The sequence below is a fragment of the Neptuniibacter caesariensis genome, from assembly GCF_000153345.1.
In the GTDB taxonomy this organism is placed as follows: Bacteria; Pseudomonadota; Gammaproteobacteria; order Pseudomonadales; family Balneatricaceae; genus Neptuniibacter; species Neptuniibacter caesariensis.
This window is the reverse complement of record NZ_CH724125.1, coordinates 780,817-783,196: the sequence shown is the minus strand read 5'-3', so window position 1 is coordinate 783,196 and position 2,380 is coordinate 780,817. Positions and strand designations below refer to the sequence as shown.

The following is a 2,380-nucleotide window of genomic DNA, read 5'->3' as shown; positions in this document are numbered from 1 at the left end:
GGTACTGATGAGGTCTTTAACTTTACTATGGAAAAGGGTGAAACCACCGTTTAATTTCCCCTGAGAATAATCAGCCCCAAATTCGATAGTTCTGCTGGTTTCTTCTTTCAGATCAGAATTACCCAGGAATACATTTCGCTGGAATGCGCTGGGAGAGCCGCCGGGGCCGCCAAAAGCGGTTGGGTAGGTGTACTCGAAATTGTACGCATCTGAAGCGTCTTTAACCGCAGGGGCTTTAAACCCTTCGCCATAGCCCGTTTTAATCTGCCAGGCGTCACTGATATCCCAGTTTAAATAGGCTTTAGGGCTCAATGCATTACCAAAACGTTGATGGTCATCGTAACGTGCCCCCCAGGTTAGTGTTAATTCATCAGATAGGTCAAAACGGTCCTGAGCAAACGCTGACCAGCTTTTGAATTTGTCTTTAAATTCGAAACTGGAGGTGCTGTCGTAATCCTTATGGTATTCCTCGTTACTGTACTCTACGCCTGCGGTAAGAAAGTGCTGTTCATTGAGTTGGCCGCCTAAATCGACAGTAGCGACATTTTCTTCCAGTTTATGGACATATGCCTGACTCTCAATATCGTTATCAGATGTGCTGCGGTAAATGTTGGTATTGATATCAAAACCGTTGATTGAATTACTTAGTTCGAGACCCGTCTGATTACGTTTAATTGTGTAGCTTAACGTATCAGGATACTGGGTACGGTCGTCGTCACTGTCTACTATATTGAATCCCAGTCTCGTGTTTTCGCTAATGTTGAAGCCGGCTTTAAGAATCAGATTGCGTGAGTCTTTGCCTTCTTTATTCGCGGATGAGCCACTAGGAAAACTGTTTTGAAATGCGTCACTATCCTGCTGTTCAATGGCAAAGCTTAAATCAACGCTATCACCCAATGTGCCCGATGTTGCCAAAGAAAAGTCTTTAGCATCACCACCGTTCCCTAAATCGACTTTTGACAGCTGAGCTTCTACTGTTGTGCTCCATTCCTTATCAGCATTTGTCGTGATGATGTTAATTACACCGCCCAACGCTGAAGAGCCGTATAGGTTTGACATAGGGCCGCGCACAACTTCGATGCGCTCCACGGCGACAAGCGGCACCCAGTTGTATTGAAAGTCGGAGAAGGGCACGTTGGTATCCGTGTCACTGATGCGGCGTCCATCGATTAGTATCAGTGTATGGTTGTTTTCCATGCCGCGGATGCTGATACCGTTTCGGCCACTTGCTTGAGAAGATACGCTATTGACAGAGATCCCGGGGACCATCTGAATAGCTTCTAATATATTCGTAGCGCCGCTGAGTTGGATCTCTTCTGCAGTGACAGTTGTTACAGAACCGGCAAAGTCTGCTTCAGTCACAGGTGCTTTAGCGGTGATTACCATTTGGTCTTGTTGGGCTGTTTCCGCGTTTACATCCACAATAGCAAGTGGGAGCAACATGATAGCGCAAGGAAAGTGTTTAGCATTTAGCATTGTCTAGCTCTCATTTAATTAGGCCTGCAAGTAGATGGCTACTATTTCGAGGGCCTCAGTAAAACTGAAAATTAAAATGGCTGGCTAAACAGGGGGGCTGCTGGCTGGCTAATGATGTGCTTGAAGGGGTGCACATTAAAACGAATGAGAATTATACTCATTTGTATTGGGTGTGCAAGATGCTAAGGAAAAAAAGCTCTCGTAAAGCTAAATTAACGAGAGCTAAAGGATGTAAAACTTAGGTGCAGATTCGTTTGAAAATACTAGAAAACGAGACAGCTCGCTCTTTGCGCCCCTTGTTTAGGTAGAACGCCGTATCTATTGCTCCGCTCTCAGTACGTTTAATTGCTCTTTCATGCTGTGTTTTTCCACCGTAACCCCAATTAGTTTGGTTTACTTCATCAATAGTGATGTAGCTAACTTCACTAAGATTACCCAATTGGTCGTTAAGCAGTTCATATAGCTTGGCGATAGCGGTCTTTATTTCGGCTTTGCTGTTGGTGCCCTCGCTGATTTTAATATCAACATAGGCGCTTTGTTCATGGCGAGTGTCGAGCGAACGGTTACCAATATACCATTGTGATGAGCTGCTATAAGTAATGTTTACAGCGGTTAGCTCTTCTTTTTTACCCAGATCATTGCTCAGTATATGCGTTATTCCCTTGGCCAGGTTGTCTGCTGTAATAGGGTCTGTAGGTGATGATAATTGAACAGAAATATAGGGCATCTTGATCTCCTCCATGTGCTTGAAGGACAGCTTAATCTTGTATAGAGTTCAATAATAACGATTTATAATTATTTAATTGATCGTAAATTGCGATTGGTTGGGAGGTGGTGATGGTGCAACCAAACATAAGTAGTGATTTGTTGAGGACATTCATTGCGGTTGTAGAGCATGACGGTT

General features: G+C 44.1%; 2 protein-coding genes. Both read right to left on the bottom strand.

Features of this window, described 5'->3' with window-relative positions; translation table 11 throughout:
• On the bottom strand, window positions 1-1,443 hold a 1,443-nt coding region (locus MED92_RS03835), incomplete at its 3' end, for a TonB-dependent receptor plug domain-containing protein (RefSeq protein ID WP_162010849.1).
• Between the two features lie 271 nt (window positions 1,444-1,714).
• Window positions 1,715-2,203: a tautomerase family protein gene (locus MED92_RS03830; RefSeq protein ID WP_007020173.1), complete on the bottom strand. Its 489-nt coding sequence runs from the start codon at window positions 2,201-2,203 to the stop codon at window positions 1,715-1,717.
• Window positions 2,204-2,380: the final 177 nt, after the last annotated feature.